Below are 21,112 nucleotides of genomic sequence, written 5' to 3'. Positions count from 1 at the left end.
ATCAGAATTCATAGCATCTAGTGCTTAAAGGGCCTGCGCTGCAGGCCCTTTTTTATTGATGTCTCTGGCACTGGCGCTCACGCGGCTGCGCGTGTGAGCTGAAACTGCCCCATCGCACCCGCCAGCCGGTTGGCCTGGTCCTTGAGGCTCTGGGCCGCTGCGGCGCCCTGCTCCACCAGCGCGGCGTTCTGCTGCGTCATGTGGTCGAGCTGGTCCACCGCCTGACTCACCTGGCCGATCTGCGTGCTCTGCTCGCTGCTGGCCTCGTTGATCTCGGACATCAGCGTGGTCACACGCTCCACGCTCTGTACGATGTCGCCCATCGTGGAACCTGCTGTCACCACCAGCCGGGCGCCGTCGCTCACCTTGTCCACGCTGGTGGAGATCAGCGCCTTGATCTCGCGCGCCGCATTGGCGCTGCGCCCTGCGAGGCCCCGCACCTCGCTGGCCACTACGGCAAAGCCACGCCCCTGCTCGCCCGCACGGGCCGCCTCCACGGCCGCGTTGAGTGCGAGGATGTTGGTCTGGAAAGCAATGCCGTCGATGATGCCCACGATGTCGGCGATCTTCTTGCTGCTGGCATTGATCTCCTCCATGGTCTTGACCACCTGGTTGACCACTTCGCCCCCCTTGCTGGCCACTTCGGTGGCGTTCAGCGCCAGGGCATTGGCCTGGCGCGTGCTGTCGGCATTGGCGGCCACCATCTGCGCCAGCTGGGCAATGCTGGCCGCCGTCTGCTGCAGGTTGCTGGCGGCGTGCTCGGTGCGCATGCTCAGGTCGGTGTTGCCCGCTGCTACTTCGGAGCTGGCCACATGGATGGATTCGCCCGAGTCACGCACCTCGGTCACCACGTAGTGCAGCGACTCGACCATCTTGTCCAGCGCAGTGAGCAACTGGCCGATCTCGTCGGTGCGCTGGGTTTGCATGCGCACCGTGAGGTCGCCCCGCGCCACCACAGCAGCCGCCTCGGACGCCTGGCGCAGCGGCAGCACGATGGAGCGCCGCAGCAGCCAGCCAAACAGCGCCGACAGCGCCACCACCACCAGCACCGCCACGGCACTGATCCATTGCGCACGGGATGCATCGGCAATCATGCTGTCCCCCGCCTTCAGGGATGACTGCTCGGAAGCTGCGAGCAACTGGTCGATGGACCGCAGGTATTGGGTCAACGCGGCTGCGTGCTCCTGCAGCTCTTTCTGGCTGATGATCTTGGCTTCCAGGGCGTTTTGCACCAGTGCGTCCCGCAGCGCGGCATATTTCTGGCGTTCGGCCTGGGCCTGTGCCCACAGCGGCCTCGCGCTCTCGCTGGAAGACGCCTGCGCCAATGCCTCGTCGATGCGCTTGCGCATTGCGTCTTCGGCGGCGATCTGATTGCGCATTTCGGCCACCAGGGGGAACACATCGGACGACAACGTGGCCCGCAATGCAATCTGGCCGATATAGACCGACTGGGTTTTCCAGTCGCGCACGGTGCGTTCGATGGGCAGTTGCTCCGTGGTCAACAATGTGGCCTGACGGCTCGTGTCCTGCCCTGTGAGCCAGGTGGTGGCCCCCAGCAGCGCCACCGCAAAGCCCAGAATGCCAAAGCTGGCCGCCAGCTTTTGTCCCACGCTCAGAGTCCGGCGGTGCCGCGCAGGTGCAGGGCTCTGAGCGGCAGCGTCTGGAACGGCACGGCTGAACTCCGCGTCGGCCGGTGCGGCGGAGAAGGCGGCGCCGCCAGGCGCCCCGGATGTGGCGGGCAAATAGTTCATGAGCGTTCTCCTGTTTCATTTCCCGCACCGTGCGGGGGTCGAAGTCGGTGGTGACCAGCGCCGTGCACCGTGCGCCCCCAAAGGCTCACAGCACACAACACCTGCCCCACCGGGGTCAGCGGGCCATCACGTCAGGACGTGACACATTCGCCAAAGCCACCACCGCCGGGGGTGGCGATCTCGAACACATCGCCGGGCTCCATCAGCGCTGCGCCAATGTGGCCCAGCTCCTCCACCTGACCGTTGGCACGCAGCACGCGGTTGGCACCAGGCCTGCCCGGCTGGCCGCCCGCCATGCCAAAGGCGGGGTTCAGTCGCCCGTTGGACAAGATGCTGGCCGTCATCGCCTCCAGGAAGCGCACGCGCCGCACGCCGCCATCGCCACCCGCCCAGCGGCCTGCGCCGCCCGAGCCGCGCTGGATCTCGTAGCTGTCGAGCACCACCGGGAAGCGGAACTCCAGCACCTCGGGGTCGGTGAGACGCGAGTTGGTCATATGGGTCTGGACCACGCTGGTGCCGTCAAAGCCGCGCACCGCCCGGCCCGACGCGTCCAGCACCGCACCCGCACCGCTACCACCGGCAATGGTTTCGTAGTACTGGTACTGCGCATTTCCGAAGGTGAAGTTGTTCATGGTGGGCTGGCTGCCCGCCATCACGCCCAGGGCGCCAAACAGCGCATTGGTGATGCAGGTGGAGGTCTCCACATTGCCTGCCACCACCGAGGCCGGCGGGTTGGGGTTGAGCATGGAGCCTTGCGGAATGATCACCTGCAGGGGCTTGAGGCAACCGGCGTTGAGCGGAATGTCATCGTCCACCAGCGTGCGGAACACATACAGCACGGCCGCCATGCACACAGCACGCGGGGCGTTGAAGTTGTTCATCTGCTGCGGGCTGGTGCCTGCAAAGTCGATGACCGCGCTGCGCTCGGCCACATTGACCTTGACCGACACGCTGATCTGCGCGCCGTTGTCCAGCGGCAGGGTGAAGCTGCCGTCCTTGAGCTGCGTGATCACACGGCGCACGGACTCTTCGGCGTTGTCCTGCACATGGCGCATGTAGGCCTGCACAACATCCAGGCCAAACTGGTCCACCATCTTCGACAGCTCCTGCACGCCTTTTTCGTTCGCCGCGATCTGTGCGCGCAGGTCGGCCAGGTTCTGCTGCGGGTTGCGGCTGGGGTATGGCGTGGTGCCGCCGCCCGTGGCCAGCAGGGTGCGCACCTCCTCTTCCAGAAAGATGCCCCGGCCCACCAGCTTCACGTTGTTGATCTGCACACCTTCTTCATCAATGCGCGTGGAGAACGGTGGCATGGACCCCGGCGTGGTGCCGCCAATGTCCGCGTGGTGGCCCCGGCTTCCCACATAAAACGTGGGTTCGTTGCCCTCGGCCACGTACACCGGGGTGATCACCGTCACGTCCGGCAGATGGGTGCCACCGTGGTACGGGTCGTTGAGCATGTACACGTCGCCCGGGTGCATTTTGCCCGCGTTCTCGCGGATCACGGTCTTGATGCTCTCGCCCATGGACCCAAGGTGCACGGGCATGTGGGGCGCGTTGGCGATCAGGTTGCCGGCCGCGTCGAACAGCGCGCAGCTGAAGTCCAGGCGCTCCTTGATGTTCACCGAGTAGGCCGTGTTCTGCAGCTGCAGCCCCATCTGCTCGGCAATGTTCATGAACAGGTTGTTGAACACCTCCAGCAGCACTGGGTCCACCGTGGTGCCCGCGGCGTACTGCACCTTGCGGGCCGTCACGCGGTCCAACACCAGGTGGTCCAGGTCGGTCAGGCGCGCAGACCAGCCGGGCTCCACCACGGTGGTGGTGTTCTTCTCGGCAATGATGGCCGGGCCGGGGATCACGTCGCCGGGGTGCAGGTCCTCGCGCACTACCAAGGCAGCGTCGTGCCAGGCGCCGCCCGAGTACATCTTCACCATCTCGCGCTGCGGGTGCTTGCGGTGCGGGTGCACGGGCAGGCGCGGCTCGGCGGGAGCGTCGCCTGCAATCATGGCCTCGACCGACACGGCCTCCACCACCAGGCCCTTGCCCGCCATGAGGAAGGCAAAACGCTGCCGATAGGCGGCCTCAAAGGCAGTCTGGATGCTGGCCATGTCGCCAAAAGGCACCACCAGGGCCGAGTCGGTGCCCTCGTAGCGCACATGCACGTTGTGGCGTACCTGCACCGGGTTCGCACTGACCTGTTGGCGCTCCAGCTCGGCCTGCGCGGCAGCGCCCAGCGTATCCAGGCGCTCGGCGATCAAGGGCAGAGATTCAGCCGCCAGCGGCATCTCCACCGCTTGCTCGCGGATCACGGTCTGGTCAGCCAGGCCCATGCCGTAGGCGCTGAGCACACCCGCCAGCGGGTGCACGAACACGCGCGACATGCCCAGGGCATCGGCCACCAGGCACGCGTGCTGGCCGCCTGCACCACCAAAGCACTGCAGGGTGTAGCGCGTCACGTCATAGCCGCGCGCCACGCTGATCTTTTTGATCGCGTTGGCCATCTGCTGCACGGCAATCTGGATGAAGCCTTCGGCCACTTCTTCGGGCCTACGCTGGGTCTGCGCAGCAATTTCTTCAAAGCGGGCACGCACTGCGTCAGCGTCCAGCGTCTCGTTGACTGCGGGGCCGAACACGCTGGGGAAATAGCGGGGCTGCACCTTGCCCACCATCACATTCGCATCGGTCACGGCCAGGGGGCCGCCCCGGCGGTAGCTCACGGGGCCGGGGTTGGCGCCGGCGCTCTCGGGGCCGACGCGAAAACGGGCACCGTCGTAGGCCAGCACCGAGCCGCCGCCAGCCGCCACCGTGTGGATGCTCATCATGGGGGCGCGCATGCGCACGCCCGCCACGTGGGTCTCGAACTCGCGCTCGAACGCACCGGCGTAGTGACTCACATCAGTGGACGTTCCGCCCATGTCAAAGCCGATGACCTTTTCATGCCCGGCCAGGCCCGCCGTGCGCGCCATGCCTACGATGCCACCTGCGGGCCCCGACAGAATCGCATCCTTACCCTGGAAGGTACCCGCATCGGTGAGGCCCCCCGAAGACTGCATGAAGAACAGCTTGACGCCCGGCATCTCGCTGGCGACCTGCTCCACATAGCGGCGCAGGATGGGTGAGAGGTAAGCATCCACCACGGTGGTATCGCCCCGGCTCACGAACTTCATCATGGGGCTGGTTTCGTGCGAGGTGCTGATCTGCGTGAAGCCCACTTCCTGTGCGATGCGCTTGGCCGCCTGCTCGTGCTGGGTGTAGCGGTAGCCATGCATGAACACAATGGCCACGCTGCGCAGGCCGCGACCGTAGGCGGCCAGCAGGTCACCGCGCAAGGTGGCTTCGTCCAGGTTCTGCAGCACGCCACCATGGGCGCCCATGCGTTCGCGGGCCTCGATGACTTCGGTGTAAAGCAGCTCGGGCAGCTGGATGTGGCGGTCAAACAGGCGTGGGCGGTTCTGGTAGGCAATGCGCAGTGCATCGCGAAAGCCGCGTGTGGTGACAAGCAGCGTGGGCTCGCCCTTGCGCTCCAGCAGCGCGTTGGTGGCCACGGTGGTGCCCATCTTCACGCATTCCACCTGCGCGGGGGTGACGGGCTCGCCAGGCTTCAGGCCCAGCAGGTGACGAATGCCTGCCACGGCCGCGTCCTTGTACTGCTCGGGGTTCTCGGACAACAATTTGTGGGTGGTCAGCGAGCCATCGGGTCGCTTGGCCACGATGTCGGTGAAGGTGCCGCCCCGGTCGATCCAGAACTGCCAGCGTGGGGTGTGCGTTTGGGGTGTGATGGTGGTCATGTGTAGTGGCTCCGAGATAAAAAAGTTGAAAGACGTGGTGGCGGTGTGGCTAGGCCATGGCAACGCTGGCGGGCGCCAGCCTTTGCATGACCTGCCACACGGCAGGAATGGGGGGAGCGGTGGCAAGGGCCAGCTCGACGGGGCACCAGGGGCCAGCCAAGGAGGCGGCCCAGGCCATCACGGGCAAGATGTCTACCGGCGGGAGGGTCTGCATGGTGTCGATCACGATGCGAAGCTCCTGCGCCAGGCGGTTGCCAGGGGCAAATCGCCAGTGGTATTGGCCGCCAGTCACGCACACGGCGCGGTTGTCCTTGGCAGTCATGGCAGACAGCCACAGGCATTGAAAGTCTGTGCAGGCCGGTGCCGGGGGATCGGTCAGGCAAAAGGTGTAGGCGTTTTCATAAGCACGGCCAAAGTTGCGCACCAGCGTCTCGGCAATGGCCTCGCGGCCCAGGGTGCAGGCCAGGGCATGCCCTTCGCCCTGGCGCATCTCCATCTGCAGCAGCGCGCCACCGGCAAAGGCTTGCGCGATGAGGTGCGGGCGATTGAGGTCCTTGGCGCGCAGGTACATCTCTATGGTGTCCGAGGGCGTGTGCATGGTGCTTCTCCTGAAGGGCGTGCAGGGAAGGTCAGCGCTGCGTGTAGTACGGGATGAAGATCTGGTTGGCCTCGCTGCCCACCGAGCGCACCCACTCGCGCGAGAACCGTTCGCCCAGGCGCTTGAGTTCGGCATCAAAATCCGCTGGCGCACGATCCACCTTGATGCCCTTGCGCTGCAGCTCGGCCACCGACTCTTCGGCCACCGCAGCGCTCATGGCCCAGCCGCGCGTTTCTGCCTCGGCGGCGGCCTTGGTCACCGCCTGGCGTGCGGGTGCAGGCAGTGCGTCAAAAGCCTGCTGATTCACAAACACGATGTTCTTGGGAAACCAGGCGTTGATGCCGTAGTACTGCTTGATCTGTCCCCAGACCTGGTTCTCGACCCCGGTGAGGGCCGAGGTGATCATGGAATCGAGCTTGCCGGCCGACAGAGCCTGGTTGACTTCGACCATGGGCACATCCACGGGCGTGGCGCCCAGCAGTTCGGCAATGCGCACAGTGCCGGGGTTGTAGGTGCGCATGCGCGTGCCCTTGAAGTCGGCGGACGAGCGCACGGGGTTGATCGAGAACAGCCCCTGCGGCGGCCAGGGCACGGCGTACAACGCTTTGAGCCCCTTGCTGGCCATGTGCGACTCGATCAACGGCCGCTGTACATCCCACATGTGCCGCGCGTCCGCATAACTGCGCACCACGAACGGCACAGCATCCGCCCCGGCGATGGGGATGTCCCGCACCAGGTTGGTCATGATGGTCTCTCCCGCCTGGGCCTTGCCCTCCTGCACGGCCTGGTGGATATCGTTCAGCTTGAACAAGGCGTTGTTGGCGTGGACCTCGATGCGCAGAGCACCTGCCGAGGCACGCTCCACATCCTGCGCAAACTGCACGAGATTGCGGGTATGAAACGACTCCGCGCGGTAACCCGTGGCCAGCTTCCACTGGGTCTGGGCGTGCAGCACCGGGGCCACGGCGAGCGCGGCCAACAACACCAAAGTTTTCATGGGGAACTCCTGCGCGGACGTTTCAGGCGTGGGTGCTGGGGGTCAGCCCTGCATCTGGCGTGGCAGCCAGAGCACGACATCGGGCACGAAGTACGTCATCACGACGGCCACAATCATCAGAGCGAACAGAGGCAGCGCCGTGCGTGCGATCCAGGTCACTTCGCGCCGCGTCATGCCCTGCAACACGAAGAGGTTGAAGCCCACAGGAGGCGTGATCTGCGCCATCTCGACCACCAGCACGATGAAGATGCCGAACCACACTAGGTCAAAGCCTGCAGCCTCCACCGTGGGCAGCAGCACTGCGATGGTCAGCACCACCATGGAGATGCCGTCCAGGAAGCAGCCCAGCACAATGAAGAACACGATGAGCAGCAGCATCAGCGCAAAGGGCGACAGGTGCAGCGCGCCGATGAACTCTGCCAGGTGCCGTGGCAGGCCAATGAAGCCCATGGCCAGCGTGAGGAACGCGGCACCCGCCAGGATGAGGCCGATCATGCAGTACACGCGGCAGGCCGCGACCAGCCCTTCCTTGAAACGCTCCCAGTTCAGCGAACCCTCGATCTTGGCCAGGATCAACGACCCGGCCACACCCAGCGCGGCAGCTTCGGTGGCGGTGGCAATGCCGCTGTAGATGGCGCCCAGCACCACGACGATGAGCGACACGACGGGAATCAGGTGGCGGGAGGCATACAGCTTTTGCACAAAGCTGAGGCGCGCGTCAGGCGCAGGCACCTTGTCTTTGTTGAACAGGGCCCACACGACGATGTAGCCCATGAACAGCGCAGCCAGCATCAGCCCCGGAATCACCCCTGCCAGGAACAGCTTGGAGATCGAAACGTTGGCCGCCACGCCATAGACGATCATGATGATCGACGGCGGAATCAACAGACCCAGGGTGCCCGCACCAGCCAGCGTGCCCACGGAGATATCTTCGGGATAGCCGCGCTGCTTGAGTTCAGGCAACGTGATCTTGCCGATGGTGGCGCAGGTAGCGGCCGACGAGCCCGAGATCGCGGCAAAGATGGTGCAGCCCACCACATTCACATGCAAAAGGCGGCCTGGTAGGCGCTCCAGCCACGGCGCCAGGCCCTTGAACATGCTGCTTGACAGCTTGCTGCGGAAAAGGATCTCGCCCATCCACAAAAACAGCGGCAGAGCCGTCAGCGTCCAGCTGGAGGTAGACCCCCAGATGGTCAGCATCATGCTGTCGCCCACCGGGCGGTTGGTAAAAAACTCCATGCCGACCAAGGCCACTGCCAGCAGTGACAGGCCGATCCACAGGCCCGATCCGAGCACTGCGAACAGCACCACGATCAGACCCAAAGCAATGATGACGTCCATGATGAGTTCTCCTGGATCGGGTTATTCGGAACGGGCTGCTTCGGACACAGCCATGAACGCCACACCCTGGAAGCGCAGCACCAGCGCATGGGCAAACGCCAGCGCAAAACCAATACAGCCCATGGCCATGCTGATCTGAGGAATCCACAGCGGCGAGGCGTCGGCTGCCGGCGAGATGTCATGGGTGACGTAGGAGATCCATACCGACCGCACGGCATAGCAGGCGATGTACACCGACAGCACCAGCGCGCTGACCAGGCAGAACCACTCGAAGGCACTGCGCCAGCGGGCGGGCAGCCTGTCCAAGATGAGCGTCACGCGGATGTGATCGCCGTTTTGCAGCGTGCTGGGCAGCGCAAAGAACAAGGCGGCGGCAATGGCGTAACCCGCGTAAGCGTCGAGCCCGTCGATGTTGAGGTGGATGACTTCGCGGGCAAAAACGCCCAGCGTGACTGCGCCGAACGCGGCCAGCATCGACAAGCCGGACAGCAGCATCAGCAGCCTGTAGAAATTTCGGACGAGTTTGTCCATGGCGTACTCCTGTAACGCTTGAAAAAGAGGGGGATCGGTAACGAGATTGCGGGGGTAGCGCGCGGTGCGCTACCCGGCCCCGTGGGGGCCTTCAGACACGTTCAGACACGACTACTTCTTGCGGTAGGCGTCGATGATGGCCTGCCCTTCGGCCCCGGCCGATTTCACCCAGTCGGCAGTCATGGATTCGCCGATACTGGCCAGCTCCTTCTTGATGGTGTCGCTGGGCTCGGCCACTGTCATGCCCTTGGCCGACAGCTCCTTGATGAATTCCTTGTCCACACGCTCGCTGGTGGCCCAGCCGCGTTCTTCGGCGGCAGCTGCAGCTTTGAGCACAGCGTCCTGCAGGGGCTTGTCGAGGGCATCAAAGGCCTTCTGATTCACCACCGTGGCATTGCGCGGCAGCCATGCGCTGACGGGGTAGAAGTACTTGACCTGTTCGTACAGCTTGGACTCCACGCCGCTGGCGCTCGATGTCAGAAAGTTCTGCACCGTGTTGGTCGCCAGGGCCTGGCCCAACTCCGACAGCTGGATCGTCACGGGCTGCGCCTTGAGCAGCTGGGCAATGCGCGTGGTGGCAGGGTTGTAGGCGCGCATCTTGGTGCCCGCAAAGTCTGCGGGCGTGCTCACCGGCTTGAGCGAATACAGCGACTGGCCGGGCCATGGCACCGAGAACAGCACCTTCACGCCCTGTGCGGCGAGCAGCTTCTCTTGCGCGGGCTTGGCGGCCAGGTACAGACGCTTGGACTCTGCATAGGTGGTCGCCAGGAAAGGGATAGAGTCCACCCCAAACAACGGGTTCTCGTTGGTGGCGCCCGACAGGATGAACTCTGCCGAAGGCACCTGCCCGGTCTGCACCGCACGCTTGATCTCGTTGGCCTTGTACAGCGAACCACCGGGGTGCAGGGTGATCTTGAGCTTGCCGCCAGTGAGCTTGTCCACTTCATCGGCGAACTGCTGCACGTTTTGCGTCTGGAAGCTGTTGGCACCGTAGCCGGTGGGCAGGTCCCACTTGACCTGGGCCTGGGCCGCACACACGCTGAGGACAGCCGTCATACACAGTGCAAATTTTTTCATGGGGAGACTCCTGGGGGTAAGCCGCTTAGAAGCTGGCGAGTTGGTGGTTAAGAAGATCGGTGACCAGCATGCAACCCGGGGCGTGGGTGATGCAGAAGGCCGGCTGGGCATTGAGGATGGCCGATTGCGGTGTCACGCCGCAGGCCCAGAAAACAGGGATCTCACCGGGCATCAGCGCCACGGCATCCCCGTAGTCGGGATGGGCCAGATCGGCGATGCCGATGAGTGCCGGGTCTCCGATATGCACAGGCGCGCCATGCACATTGGGAAACCGCGAGGTGACCTGCACGGCCCGAATCACATCTGCTGCAGGCATGGGACGCATGGTCACCACCATGGGGCCACCGAAGGGGCCCGCCGGCTCGGTTTGCACATTGGTGCGGAACATGGCTACGTTCTTGCCTTCCTCGACGTGGCGCAGGCGGATGCCTGCCTCGATCAATGCGGACTCGAACGAGAACGAGCAACCGAGAACGAAGGTGACCAAGTCAGAGCGCCAGAGGCTGGCGATGTCCGCCACCTCTTCCGACATTTCACCGTGACGCCAGATGCGATATAGCGGTACATCGCTGCGAATGTCGATGCCCTTGCCCAGTGAAGGCAAGGTGAACTGTCCGGGCTCGCTGACCGCCAGCACAGGGCAAGGCTTGGGGTTGCGTTGACAGAACCGGAGGAAGTCACTGGCAAGCACCTCGGGGAGGATGACCACGTTGCCCTGGACATGGCCATCCGCGAGACCACTGGTATGCGATGTCCACAGGCCCTTGCGGATGGTGTCACGGACATGGATCGGGTTACTGGCACCTTCGGAGCCAAACACCGCGAGCGAATTTTCTTGAACGAAGTCCACCGTTTTTCCTTGCATTGAGAAATGTCAATTGCATGACGTTGGGCAGATTGTGTTGGGGGGCGACAGCCCCTGGCAAATTCAAAAAATTTCTATCAGCTCATCGATTTTTTCCATGCACTTCATTGGGGAGAGTAGAACCAACTTGGTGCCAAGGGGAAACCCTGAGAGAAAATTTACGGGTAAACCCTGACACCAACGAATCCCTGGATTGCAGGAAAAAATGGCATGCGCCGCGCACACCCGACAGGGTGCACCGAAGCTTTTTGACGAAAGGCTCAGCCCTTGCGAGGGCGGCGGGCTGGCGCGGACTGTTGCTGCTCAATGAAGTCCAGCGCCGACCGCACCACGGCCTCCATGGCGGGTGACGAGGGGTCTTCGCGGTAGCTCACATGGATGGGCAGCGGCCGCAATGCGGTGTCGCAAGCCAGTGCACGCAGGTCTGGAAACGCCAGCAGGCGCTGCACTGCCAGGCGCGGCAAAGTTGCCACACCAAAGCCGCCCTGCACCAGCTGCACCATCGCAGAAATCGACGAGATGGTGTGCACGCAACGCGGCTCCACCTGGGCCTGGCGCAGCGTGTCGAGCAGGGACACGTGTGGCTGCGAGCCACGCTGAAACGTCAGGATGTCAGCGCCTGCAAAGTCTTCCAGCGCATAGCGGCGCTTGCGGTGCGTTTTGCTGTTGCCCACAAACACCATCTCCATGGGCGTCACCGCCTGGCTGCGGATGCCATCCGCGGCCGCCGGCAGGGCTGCGAAAACGGCATCCAGCGTGCCGCGGCGGATCTGGTCGAGCAACACGGGGGTGGTCTCGACCGTCAGCTCTAGCTCCAGCAACGGGTTGTCCTTGCGCAGCTGTTCCACCCACGGAATAAGCCACGAGTGCAGTACCGATTCGATGGCGCCCAGACGAATCGATACTTCCAAAGGGCCGCCTGATCCCATCTCGGTCTTGAGCTGGCGCTGTAGCTCCAGCATGCGCTTGGCATACACCAGGAACCGGGCACCGGCCACCGTGAGCTTGAAGTGCTTGTCACGCCGGTCCAGCAACAGCACGCCCAGCTCCTCTTCGAGTGCGGAGATGCGGCTGGACATCGCGGACTGGGTCAGGAAAAGCTTCTCGGCGGCGCGTGTCACGCTCTTGAGAGAGGCCACCCAGTAAAAGGCTTCGACAAAACGCAGGTTCATGGTGTTTTTCGGAAGGGCTGGGTGTGCCTGTGTACCAACGGCTTTGCGCACTGCCCAGACGGGCGCACTGTGATGGTGCGCGGTGTCGGAATCCACATGCCTTTTTCCGGCAAACACCGCGCTGTAAAAGCCATTGTGCCGTCGCATTTCAAGGACACAACGCAGAACTGCTCGCAGTTGGGGCGCTTGCTAAAAGTGCGTTGCCAGTTTTCTGCAAGGAATCTGCGGCGTCTTGCCACGCCACACCACCGGCCTACCCGGTGAACAAGGGCAGGTCTGCCTTCTTCAAGGTCCGCAGCACAAAGCTGGAGCGGCTGTGCCGTATGCCTTTGATCTTGTAGAGCTTCTCGCGCAGCAGGCGCTCGTAATCGCGGGTGTCCTTGACGACGATGCGCAGCAGGTAATCGTAGTCACCGGAGACCAGGTGCGCCTCGATCACTTCGGGAATGCTTGCCAGTGTCTCGCCAAACTTTTCGAGCGTGTTGTCGGAGTGGCTGTCGAGCGTGACCTGCACCAGCACCGTGTCGGCCAGGTCCAGCGACTGGGGGTTGATGCGCACCGTGTAGCCCTGGATGACACCCGCCTCTTCCATCTTTTTGATACGGCCCCAACACGGCGAAGGGCTGAGGCCCACGGCCTGCCCGATCTCTTGCAGGCTGGCGCGAGCGTTGGCCTGCAAGACAGCGAGAATTTTTCTATCCAGTCGATCCATCGGCCGGATTATTCAGCAAATCATGCGAATGCAGAAAATTATTCTGTACATTCAGCGAAATGCACCAAGTTCAGCAAATTCATCTGCAACACCCGGCGCATACTTCTTCCATCAAGGCGCTCTTACCGGAGCGCACAAATTGACAAGGCCCCGGCTGGTTACCGCCAGCACGGGGCCCTTGGCATTCCAGATGCCTCCCCAGATTGAATAGCCGCTTGCATCCGTCGGCGGCATGCGTCCTGTGTACGAACCTCGGCGCCCCACTCCAAAGAGGTGTCGCCAATGCAACTGCAAACGCGGGGTTGACCAGTTGATAAGCACGCTTACCAGCACAAACCCGGATGCCTGCGGCCATGCTGCACCGCCATAATTTGACTGAGGCCAGGGGTGGCTCTGCAAGGAGCCCAAGTGCCCCGTTCCCCTGCCCCAACATCAACAGGAGACACCATGCAATTGACCAAACTCGTCGTTGGACTGAGCCTTGCGCTCGGCTTTGTGGCCACCGCTGCTGCGCAGACCACTATGCGCATCAGCATCTCGACGGCCCAGAACTCCCACCAGGGTGTAGCCATCGACACGTTTGCCAAAGAGGTCGAAAAACGCACAGGGGGCCGTTACAAGGTACAGACCTTCTACAACGGTGCACTGGGTGGCGAGCGAGAGTCGATTGAAGCGGTGCAGCTGGGGACACAAGAGCTGGCGTTCAGTTCTACAGGCCCAGTGCCCAACTTTGTGCCTGAGACCAAGATCCTGGATGTCCCCTTCCTGTTCCGCGACAAGGCCCATGCACGCGCGGTGCTGGATGGACCCATCGGCCAGGACCTGCTGTCCAAGTTTGACGCCAAGGGTTTCAAGGCGCTGGCATGGGCCGAGAACGGCTTCCGCCACATGACCAACAGCAAGCGCGACGTGAAAGAGCCCGGTGACCTGAAGGGCCTGAAGATGCGCACGATGGAAAACCCCGTGCACATCGCCGCTTACAAGGGCTTTGGCATCATCACCACGCCCATGGCCTTCCCTGAAGTGTTCACGGCGCTGCAACAAGGCACGGTGGACGGTCAGGAGAACCCGCTGTCCGTCATCATCTCGGCCAAGTTCGATCAGGTCCAAAAGCACCTCACGCTCACCGGCCACGTGTACTCGCCCTGCATCTTCGTGATGAACAAGGCCGCTTTCGACAAGCTCTCGGCGGCGGACAAGCAGGCCTTCATCGATGCCGCGAAAGAAGGCACCAAGGCCAACCGTGCACGCGTGGACGAAGACGACGCCAAGGGCGTGGCCGACCTCCGCGCCAAGGGCATGACCGTGATCGACAACGTGGACAAGGCCAAGTTCGTGGCGGCGCTGGCCCCCGTCAACGCCGAGTTTGAAAAGCAGTTCGGCAAGGCTGCGATCGACAAGATCCGCGAGGTCAAGTAACCCAGCAACGCTATTGCCTCAATAGCAAACGACGCCCGTAGCCCTGCCGCTATCGGGCGTTTTTATTCTTATTCCTCCCTTTCGGCCCACATCTCCCATGGTTGGCACCGCCCCATGAAAAATACTTTTCTTACCTTCGAGCGATGGACGACCTTCATCGCCATGCTGGGCGCTTGCGCCATGCTGACCCTGGCCTCCGTGCTGGGCATGTTTCAGATCGTGACACGCTTTGTGCTGGAACAGCCCGCTGAATGGACGGAGGTCCTGATCCGGTTCAGCTTGATCTGGATGGTGTTCCTGGCGATCCCTGCCGCTTTTCGCCAGGGAGCGATGGTGAGCGTGGATGTGTTGTACCGATGGAGCCCGCCGCGCATCAAGCGCGTACTCGACTGGGTGGTCGCGCTGGCCGCACTCGCATTGATCGGAATCATCATCTGGTGGGGATGGGACTACGCCCAACGCGGCGGAGTGCAAAGCGTTGCAGGGCTGGAGTCCGTGTCCATGTTCTGGGCTTACCTCGCCATGCCGGTGGGGGGGCTCTTCTGCGTCGTGGGCATTATTGGCAACCTCATCGATCCCCTGCGCATGGAACTGGAGACCGCCCAATGAGCTTGGTCATGATTTCAACGATGGTGCTGTGCTTCGCACTCACCGTCTCGGTAGCCGTATCCATCGGGTTGGCCTCCATCCTGGGCATCCAGGCCTCCAATGCGAACATGCTCATCTCCGTCAAGGAGATGTTCGGAGCCATCAACAAGTTTCCTTTGGCAGCCATCCCCTTCTTCATCCTCGCGGGCAACCTGATGGAAACTGGCGGCATCTCGCGCCGTCTGGTGGAGTTTGCCAAGAGCATCGTCGGCGGCGTGCAGGGTGGCCTGCCCATGACCTGCGTGCTGACGTGCATGATCTTTGCCGCAGTGTCGGGCTCGTCGGTCGCCACTACGTTTGCGATTGGTGCCATCCTGATTCCGGCGCTCATCAAGCACGGCTACCCCACGAGCTATGCGGCAGCGTTGCAAGCCACCAGCGCAGAGCTGGGCGTGATCATCCCGCCTTCCATCCCCATGATCCTGTACGGCGTGAGTGCAGAGGTGTCCATTGGCGAACTCTTCATCGCTGGCTTCGGCCCAGGGCTGCTCATCAGCGCCGCGCTGATGCTGTTTGTCTGGGTGTATTGCAAATACAAGGGCTGGGGCAAAAACGATGGTGATGGGCGCATGCCCTTTGGCAAGGCCACGCTGCAGGCGGGCTGGGCATTGCTGATGCCCGTGATCATCCTCGGCGGCATTTATGGCGGTGTGTTCACCCCCACCGAGGCATCTGCCGTTGCAGTGTTCTATGCCTTGGTTGTGGGTGTCGTGATCTACCGCGAGATCAAGCTCAAGGACCTGTTCGCCATTCTGCGCAAGTCGGCCATCTCATCGGCAGTGATCATGTTCATCATTGCCAACGCGGGGCTGTTTGCGTTCCTCATCACGCGGGCTGGCGTGCCAGACGCGATTGGCAGGTGGCTGGAGGCCGTGCTGCAGTCCCCCGCTCTCTTCCTGCTGGGCGTGAACGCTGCGCTGTTCGTGATTGGCATGTTCATCGAGACCAGCGCGGCGATCATTGTGCTGGCCCCCATCTTGGCGCCTGTGGCCATGCACTTCGGTATTGATCCTGTGCACTTCGGTCTCATCATGGTGGTGAACCTGGCACTTGGAATGATCACGCCGCCTTTTGGAGTGAATCTGTTCGCAGCCTGCACGGTGGCCAGAATCTCTCTGGACCGGATCATCAAGCACCTGCTTCCCTTTGTCGGAGTGATTCTGGTGTGCCTGATGATCATCACCTATGTGCCATCGATCTCGCTGGCACTTCGGGATCTGGTCTACGCAAAGTAGTTAGAATCGTCGGGTCAGGAGAGAGTGCTCCGTCTTGTCCTCAGGACGCGCAGCACCGCCGAAGGCGCAGGCACCCGCCGAACGCTCAGGCAAAAGGACTGACAACCGCCCGCAGCGATGCGGGCGTTCCCTTGCTGGAGAGAGATGGCCCCACAGTAAAAACCTGTGTGCAGGCCATCCACCGAAGGAGCAAACCGCACGGCCAGCCAGGGCGCTGCGGTGAATCTCTCAGGTAAAGCGGACAGCAGGGCAAATCCCGTGACCACGTTGATGGTCGCGGCCCCCATTTGCCCCGGAGTCCGCTATGTCAGCCACCGCCCCCCTGCTCACTACGCCCCTGAACGCCCTGCACATCGAGCTGGGTGCCCGCATGGTGCCTTTTGCAGGCTATTCCATGCCCGTGCAGTACCCCGCAGGCCTGATGGCCGAGCATGTGCACACCCGCACCGCAGCCGGCCTGTTTGACGTGTCTCACATGGGCCAGCTCAAGCTTGTCGGCGCCGACGCTGCTGCGGCGTTTGAAACCCTGGTGCCCGTGGACGTGATCGACCTGCCAGTGGGCAAACAGCGCTACGGCCTGCTGCTCACCGATGAGGGGACCATCATCGACGACCTGATGTTCTTCAACCAGGGCGTGGTGGATGGCGAACCCACCCTGTTTGTCATCGTCAACGGCGCCTGCAAGGTCGGCGACATTGCCCATATCCAAACCCGCATTGGCCAGCGCTGCAAGGTGGTGCCCATGCCGGACCACGCCCTGCTGGCGCTGCAGGGCCCACAGGCCGCCGTCGCCCTCACCCGCCTCGCGCCCGGCGTGGAGAAGCTGGTGTTCATGACCGGTGGAGCATTCAACATTGCTGGCTGCGACTGCTTTGTGACCCGCAGCGGCTACACCGGCGAGGACGGTTTTGAAATCTCCGTGCCCGCCGCGCAGGCCGAGACGCTCGCCCGCGCCCTGCTGGCCCAGCCCGAGGTCAAGCCCATCGGCCTGGGCGCTCGCAACTCGCTGCGCCTGGAGGCTGGCTTGTGCCTGTATGGCAATGACATCGACACCAGCACCACGCCATCCGAGGCCGCACTGAACTGGGCGATCCAGAAGGTCCGCCGCACCGGCGGCGTGCGTGCGGGTGGCTTCCCGGGCGCCGACAAGGTGCTGGCGCAAATCGACAACCCTGCCAGCCTTTCCGCCAAGCGCGTGGGCCTGGTGGCGCTGGAGCGTGTGCCGGTGCGCGAACACACCGAACTGCAAAGCACGGACGGCCAAAAGATTGGCGAGGTCACCAGCGGCCTGCTGGGGCCCACCGTGAACGAACCCGTGGCGATGGGGTACGTCACGCCCGCCTTTGCAGCCATCGGCACCCGCGTCAACGCCATCGTGCGCGGCAAGGTGGTGCCCATGGAAGTGCGCGCCATGCCGTTTGTTCCCGCCAACTACTACCGCGGCTGATTTCGCCAGGCGCATCGACCGGACTGCGCCCGCACCCGCTTACATTGCAGATTCCTTTACTTTTTTCCTTTGCTTGAGGAGCTTCCCATGACGATCAAATTCTCCAAAGACCACGAGTGGATCAACGCCGCTGATGCCAACGCCTCGGTGGTGGGTATCACCGTCCACGCGCAAGACGCGCTGGGCGACGTGGTGTTTGTGGACCTGCCCGAAGTGGGCAAGAGCTTTGCCCAGGGCGAAGTGGCCGGCGTCGTCGAATCCGTGAAAGCCGCCGCCGATGTGTACATGCCCGTCACCGGCGAAGTGGTGGAAGTGAACGAAGCCCTGCGCGCCGACCCGTCGCTGGCCAACAGCGACCCGCTGGGCGCTGGCTGGTTCTTCAAGGTCAAGCTGGCCGACGCGAGCCAGCTCGACGCTTTGCTGGACGAAGCCACATACACCGAGTTCGCCAAGAACGCCTGATCCCTGCCAACTGAGAGGGCATGGCGCCGGGCCATGCCCGGCACGCCGCCCTGCTGGGTGCGAGCCCTCTCCCCGGCAACGCCCCCAACCCGCTGCGACCTACGAGACTGCCCCATGCTGATGCAATCCGCCACCCCCCTTGGCGCGCTTGAAAACGCCACCGAATTCCTGCCACGCCACATCGGCATCGACGCGGCCGACGAAGCGCACATGCTGTCGGTGATCGGCGAGGCCTCACGCCGTGCGCTCATCGAATCCATCGTGCCGCGCTCCATTGCACGCAGCCGGGGCATGGACCTGCCTGCGCCGCTCACCGAAGCGGCCGCATTGGCAGAACTCAAGGCCATCGCGGGCAAGAATCAGCTGCTCAAGAGCTTCATCGGCCAGGGCTACTACGGCACGCATACGCCTGGCGTCATCCTGCGCAACATTCTGGAGAACCCCGCCTGGTACACCGCCTACACGCCCTACCAGGCCGAAATCTCCCAAGGCCGCATGGAGGCCCTGGTCAACTTCCAGACCATGGTGTGCGACCTGACGGGCATGCCGATTGCCAACGCATCCATGCTGGACGAAGCCACCGCCGCCGCCGAAGCCATGACGCTGGCGAAGCGCTCGGTCAAGAGCAAGAGCAACGTGTTTGTGGTTGCAGGCGACGCGCACCCGCAAACCATCGAAGTCATCCAGACCCGCGCCAAGCCCCTGGGCCTAGAAGTGCGCCTGGCCAATTCGGCCGAGGAATGGAACACCCTGCTGGACGGCGACTACTTTGCCGTGCTGGCCCAGTACCCCGCCACCAGCGGCCGCATTGACGACCTGCGCGCTGACGTGGAAAAAACGCATGCCAAGCAGGCCGCCTTCATCGTGGCGGCCGACCTGCTGGCGCTGACGCTCATCACCCCGCCCGGTGAACAAGGTGCCGACATCGTGGTGGGCACCACCCAGCGTTTTGGCATGCCCATGGGCGCCGGTGGCCCCCACGCCGCCTACATGGCCTGCCGCGACGAATACAAGCGCAGCCTTCCCGGCCGCCTGGTGGGTGTGAGCGTGGACGTGCATGGCAAACCTGCCTACCGGCTGGCGTTGCAAACCCGCGAACAGCACATCCGCCGCGAAAAGGCCACATCCAACATCTGTACGGCCCAGGTGCTGCCCGCCGTGATCGCCAGCATGTATGCCGTGTACCACGGCCCCGAAGGACTCAAGCGCATCGCACAGCGTGTGGCCAGCTACACCGCCATCCTCACGCAAGGGCTGCAGCAGCTGGGTGCGCCTGTGCGTGCACAGGCCACGTTCGACACCGTGAGCCTGCACACCCAGGGCGCTACACAATCCATAGCAACCAAGGCAATCAGCCTGGGCGCCAACCTGCGGATTTACTTTGAAGAGTACCTGTGCATCTCGCTGGACGAGACCACCACGCGCGCCGACATCGAGCTGCTTTGGAAGATCTTCGCCAAGGACGGCCAGGCGCTGCCCACCTTCGATGCGTTTGAAAAGGGCGTGGAGCCGCTGATCCCCACCGAGCTGCGCCGCACCAGCAGCTACCTCGCACACCCCGTCTTCAACACCCACCATTCCGAAACCGGCATGCTGCGCTACATCCGCCAGCTGTCCGACAAGGACCTGGCACTGGACCGCAGCATGATCCCGCTGGGCTCGTGCACCATGAAGCTCAACGCCACCAGCGAGATGATCCCCATCACCTGGCCCGAGTTTGCCAACGTGCACCCCTTCGCCCCCGCTGACCAGCAACAGGGCTACAAGCAGCTGGACGAGCAACTGCGCGCCTGGCTGTGCCAGGCCACGGGCTATGCAGGCATCAGCCTGCAACCCAACGCAGGCTCGCAAGGCGAATACGCCGGCCTGCTGGCCATCAAGGGGTACCACGAATCGCGTGGCGAAGGCCACCGCAATATCTGCCTGATCCCCAGCAGTGCCCACGGTACCAACCCCGCCAGTGCCCAGATGGTGGGCATGCAAGTGGTGGTGACCGCCTGCGATGCCAACGGCAACGTGGACCTGGTGGACCTGAAAGCCAAGTGCGAACAGCACAGCGCCAACCTGGCCGCTGTGATGATCACCTACCCCAGCACGCACGGCGTGTTCGAGACCAGCGTCAAAGAGCTGTGCGCCCTGGTGCACAGCCACGGCGGCCGCGTGTACGTGGACGGTGCCAACATGAACGCCCTGGTGGGCGTTGCGGCCCCCGGCGAGTTCGGCGGTGACGTGAGCCACCTGAACCTGCACAAGACCTTCTGCATTCCCCACGGCGGTGGCGGCCCCGGCGTGGGCCCCGTGTGCGTGGTGCAGGACCTGGTGCCCTTCCTGCCGGGCCATGCCACGGCGGGCGTGCCTGGTGGCGTGGGTGCCGTCAGTGCCGCGCCGCTGGGCAACGCAGCCGTGCTGCCCATCAGCTGGATGTACATCCGCATGATGGGCGCCGAAGGCCTGCAGGCCGCTACCGAGACCGCCATCCTGAGCGCCAACTACATCAGCGCGCGCCTCAAGGACCACTACCCCACGCTGTACGCGAGCGAGAACGGCCATGTGGCACACGAGTGCATCCTGGACCTGCGCAGCCTGAAGGACACCAGCGGCGTGATGGCCGAAGACGTGGCCAAGCGCCTGATTGACTACGGCTTCCACGCGCCCACGCTGAGCTTCCCGGTGCCCAACACGCTGATGGTGGAGCCTACCGAGAGCGAGACGCTGTCCGAGCTGGACCGATTCATCGACGCGATGATCGCCATCCGCGAAGAGATCCGCCAGATCGAAGCAGGCAAGCTGCCGCAGGACAACAACCCGCTCAAGAACGCCCCGCACACCGCAGAAAGTCTGCTGAGCGGCGAGTGGAACCGCCCCTACACCCGCGAGGCAGCTGCCTACCCCGTGGCTGCGCTGCGCAGCAACAAATACTGGTCGCCAGTGGGCCGCGTGGACAACGTGTGGGGTGACCGCAACCTGAGCTGCAGCTGCATCCCGGTGAGCGACTACGCCTGACCCTGCAGCGAAGGCCACGGCGGCAAGGTCTGCCGCCACCGCCATTGCTCTTGCAAGCCCTGGAGCCCG

At 63.4% G+C, this 21,112-nt stretch carries 16 protein-coding genes and 2 riboswitches; of the genes, 6 read left to right on the top strand and 10 right to left on the bottom strand.

What is annotated here, in order from left to right; genetic code table 11:
• Positions 1-77: 77 nt before the first annotated feature.
• From ACTJKQ_RS15005 to ACTJKQ_RS14960, 10 genes are all read right to left on the bottom strand, one after another.
• Positions 78-1,751: a methyl-accepting chemotaxis protein gene (locus ACTJKQ_RS15005; protein WP_056067717.1), complete on the bottom strand. Its 1,674-nt coding sequence runs from the start codon at positions 1,749-1,751 to the stop codon at positions 78-80.
• A gap of 131 nt (positions 1,752-1,882) precedes the next feature.
• The gene (locus ACTJKQ_RS15000) at positions 1,883-5,536 is read right to left on the bottom strand and encodes a hydantoinase B/oxoprolinase family protein (protein WP_440597318.1); all 3,654 of its coding nucleotides are present in this window, start codon (positions 5,534-5,536) and stop codon (positions 1,883-1,885) included.
• Between the two features lie 49 nt (positions 5,537-5,585).
• Positions 5,586-6,134 carry a hypothetical protein gene (locus ACTJKQ_RS14995; protein ID WP_108498208.1) on the bottom strand — a complete coding sequence of 183 codons (549 nt, stop codon included), beginning with the start codon at positions 6,132-6,134 and terminating at the stop codon, positions 5,586-5,588.
• A 31-nt stretch (positions 6,135-6,165) separates the two neighbouring features.
• Entirely contained in the window at positions 6,166-7,131 is a 966-nt protein-coding gene (locus ACTJKQ_RS14990) for a TRAP transporter substrate-binding protein (RefSeq protein ID WP_440597317.1), read from the bottom strand.
• 42 nt (positions 7,132-7,173) lie between these two features.
• Positions 7,174-8,472 carry a TRAP transporter large permease gene (locus ACTJKQ_RS14985; protein ID WP_200947593.1) on the bottom strand — a complete coding sequence of 433 codons (1,299 nt, stop codon included), beginning with the start codon at positions 8,470-8,472 and terminating at the stop codon, positions 7,174-7,176.
• 21 nt (positions 8,473-8,493) lie between these two features.
• Positions 8,494-9,003 (bottom strand): TRAP transporter small permease, encoded by a 510-nt coding sequence (locus ACTJKQ_RS14980; RefSeq protein WP_121943069.1) that lies wholly within the window; start codon positions 9,001-9,003, stop codon positions 8,494-8,496.
• A 111-nt stretch (positions 9,004-9,114) separates the two neighbouring features.
• Entirely contained in the window at positions 9,115-10,080 is a 966-nt protein-coding gene (locus tag ACTJKQ_RS14975) for a TRAP transporter substrate-binding protein (protein WP_056067704.1), read from the bottom strand.
• 25 nt (positions 10,081-10,105) lie between these two features.
• Positions 10,106-10,900, bottom strand: coding sequence for a putative hydro-lyase (locus ACTJKQ_RS14970; protein ID WP_192421525.1), 795 nt, complete (start codon positions 10,898-10,900; stop codon positions 10,106-10,108).
• 305 nt (positions 10,901-11,205) lie between these two features.
• Positions 11,206-12,117, bottom strand: coding sequence for a LysR family transcriptional regulator (locus tag ACTJKQ_RS14965; protein WP_440597316.1), 912 nt, complete (start codon positions 12,115-12,117; stop codon positions 11,206-11,208).
• Positions 12,118-12,370: 253 nt separating this feature from the next.
• A complete protein-coding gene (locus tag ACTJKQ_RS14960) occupies positions 12,371-12,829 on the bottom strand; it encodes an Lrp/AsnC family transcriptional regulator (protein ID WP_056067700.1) in 459 nt (152 codons plus the stop codon).
• A gap of 447 nt (positions 12,830-13,276) precedes the next feature.
• Here ACTJKQ_RS14960 and ACTJKQ_RS14955 point away from each other — a divergent pair, with 447 nt between their 5' ends.
• The 6 genes from ACTJKQ_RS14955 to gcvP all read left to right on the top strand — a co-directional run bounded on the left by ACTJKQ_RS14955 (position 13,277) and on the right by gcvP (position 21,043).
• Positions 13,277-14,248, top strand: a complete 972-nt coding sequence (locus ACTJKQ_RS14955) for a TRAP transporter substrate-binding protein (RefSeq protein WP_440597315.1) — start codon at positions 13,277-13,279, stop codon at positions 14,246-14,248.
• 114 nt (positions 14,249-14,362) lie between these two features.
• Positions 14,363-14,857: a TRAP transporter small permease gene (locus tag ACTJKQ_RS14950; protein WP_440597314.1), complete on the top strand. Its 495-nt coding sequence runs from the start codon at positions 14,363-14,365 to the stop codon at positions 14,855-14,857.
• The gene (locus ACTJKQ_RS14945) at positions 14,854-16,131 is read left to right on the top strand and encodes a TRAP transporter large permease (RefSeq protein ID WP_440597313.1); all 1,278 of its coding nucleotides are present in this window, start codon (positions 14,854-14,856) and stop codon (positions 16,129-16,131) included. Before ACTJKQ_RS14950 ends, ACTJKQ_RS14945 begins: the two co-directional genes overlap by 4 nt.
• 5 nt (positions 16,132-16,136) lie before the next feature.
• Positions 16,137-16,242: riboswitch (glycine riboswitch) on the top strand.
• A 13-nt stretch (positions 16,243-16,255) separates the two neighbouring features.
• A riboswitch (glycine riboswitch) is annotated at positions 16,256-16,386 on the top strand.
• 49 nt (positions 16,387-16,435) lie between these two features.
• Positions 16,436-17,578: a glycine cleavage system aminomethyltransferase GcvT gene (gene gcvT, locus ACTJKQ_RS14940; RefSeq protein ID WP_056067691.1), complete on the top strand. Its 1,143-nt coding sequence runs from the start codon at positions 16,436-16,438 to the stop codon at positions 17,576-17,578.
• A gap of 87 nt (positions 17,579-17,665) precedes the next feature.
• Complete coding sequence (gene gcvH, locus ACTJKQ_RS14935) at positions 17,666-18,040, top strand: glycine cleavage system protein GcvH (protein WP_056067689.1); 375 nt, start codon at positions 17,666-17,668, stop codon at positions 18,038-18,040.
• 114 nt (positions 18,041-18,154) lie between these two features.
• Positions 18,155-21,043, top strand: a complete 2,889-nt coding sequence (gcvP, locus tag ACTJKQ_RS14930; protein ID WP_192421489.1) for an aminomethyl-transferring glycine dehydrogenase — start codon at positions 18,155-18,157, stop codon at positions 21,041-21,043.
• Positions 21,044-21,112: the final 69 nt, after the last annotated feature.

The sequence above is a fragment of the Acidovorax sp. 22279 genome, from assembly GCF_052045435.1.
In the GTDB taxonomy this organism is placed as follows: Bacteria; Pseudomonadota; Gammaproteobacteria; order Burkholderiales; family Burkholderiaceae_C; genus Acidovorax; species Acidovorax delafieldii.
The sequence above is the reverse complement of the archived record's forward strand: the minus strand, read 5'-3'. Positions and strand labels throughout refer to the sequence as shown.

What these genes read in the sequence shown, in the direction of transcription:
- ACTJKQ_RS15005 (WP_056067717.1), bottom strand. Translation starts at nt 1,751, where the DNA reads ATGAACTATTTGCCCGCCACATCCGGGGCGCCTGGCGGCGCCGCCTTC.
- ACTJKQ_RS15000 (WP_440597318.1), bottom strand. Translation starts at nt 5,536, where the DNA reads ATGACCACCATCACACCCCAAACGCACACCCCACGCTGGCAGTTCTGG.
- ACTJKQ_RS14995 (WP_108498208.1), bottom strand. Translation starts at nt 6,134, where the DNA reads ATGCACACGCCCTCGGACACCATAGAGATGTACCTGCGCGCCAAGGAC.
- ACTJKQ_RS14990 (WP_440597317.1), bottom strand. Translation starts at nt 7,131, where the DNA reads ATGAAAACTTTGGTGTTGTTGGCCGCGCTCGCCGTGGCCCCGGTGCTG.
- ACTJKQ_RS14985 (WP_200947593.1), bottom strand. Translation starts at nt 8,472, where the DNA reads ATGGACGTCATCATTGCTTTGGGTCTGATCGTGGTGCTGTTCGCAGTG.
- ACTJKQ_RS14980 (WP_121943069.1), bottom strand. Translation starts at nt 9,003, where the DNA reads ATGGACAAACTCGTCCGAAATTTCTACAGGCTGCTGATGCTGCTGTCC.
- ACTJKQ_RS14975 (WP_056067704.1), bottom strand. Translation starts at nt 10,080, where the DNA reads ATGAAAAAATTTGCACTGTGTATGACGGCTGTCCTCAGCGTGTGTGCG.
- ACTJKQ_RS14965 (WP_440597316.1), bottom strand. Translation starts at nt 12,117, where the DNA reads ATGAACCTGCGTTTTGTCGAAGCCTTTTACTGGGTGGCCTCTCTCAAG.
- ACTJKQ_RS14960 (WP_056067700.1), bottom strand. Translation starts at nt 12,829, where the DNA reads ATGGATCGACTGGATAGAAAAATTCTCGCTGTCTTGCAGGCCAACGCT.
- ACTJKQ_RS14955 (WP_440597315.1), top strand. Translation starts at nt 13,277, where the DNA reads ATGCAATTGACCAAACTCGTCGTTGGACTGAGCCTTGCGCTCGGCTTT.
- ACTJKQ_RS14950 (WP_440597314.1), top strand. Translation starts at nt 14,363, where the DNA reads ATGAAAAATACTTTTCTTACCTTCGAGCGATGGACGACCTTCATCGCC.
- ACTJKQ_RS14945 (WP_440597313.1), top strand. Translation starts at nt 14,854, where the DNA reads ATGAGCTTGGTCATGATTTCAACGATGGTGCTGTGCTTCGCACTCACC.
- gcvT (WP_056067691.1), top strand. Translation starts at nt 16,436, where the DNA reads ATGTCAGCCACCGCCCCCCTGCTCACTACGCCCCTGAACGCCCTGCAC.
- gcvH (WP_056067689.1), top strand. Translation starts at nt 17,666, where the DNA reads ATGACGATCAAATTCTCCAAAGACCACGAGTGGATCAACGCCGCTGAT.
- gcvP (WP_192421489.1), top strand. Translation starts at nt 18,155, where the DNA reads ATGCTGATGCAATCCGCCACCCCCCTTGGCGCGCTTGAAAACGCCACC.